This is a genomic window from Ensifer sp. ZNC0028 (assembly GCF_000799055.1).
GTDB lineage: Bacteria > Pseudomonadota > Alphaproteobacteria > Rhizobiales > Rhizobiaceae > Ensifer.
The window spans coordinates 1-393 of sequence record NZ_JTLA01000260.1 but is presented as its reverse complement, the minus strand read 5'-3'; the positions used below and the strand labels follow the sequence as shown (position 1 = coordinate 393).

At 66.2% G+C, this 393-nt stretch carries 1 protein-coding gene; it reads right to left on the bottom strand.

The window, feature by feature from the left end:
* Positions 1 to 393, bottom strand: a 393-nt coding sequence (locus L981_RS32920) for a DNA translocase FtsK (RefSeq protein WP_043627172.1), incomplete at both ends; no start/stop codon positions are given.

Sequence of the window (393 nt, the reverse complement as noted above, 5' to 3'; positions counted from 1 at the left end):
ACAGGATCATGGTGTTGATCGCGACCGACTTGCCCGAGCCGGTGGTACCGGCGACGAGCAGATGCGGCATCTTGGCGAGATCGGCAACGACGGGCTCGCCGCCGATCGTCTTGCCGAGCGCCATGGCAAGACGGGCCTTGGAGGTTTCGAAGTCGCGCGAGCCGATGAGCTCGCGCAGATAGACGGTTTCGCGCCGCTGGTTCGGCAGTTCGATGCCGATGGCGTTGCGGCCGGGAACGACGGCGACGCGGGCCGCGATCGCGCTCATCGAGCGGGCGATATCGTCGGCAAGGCCGATGACGCGGGAGGACTTGATGCCGGGCGCTGGTTCCAGTTCGTAGAGTGTAACGACCGGGCCGGGACGCACATGGATGATCTCGCCCTTGACGCCGA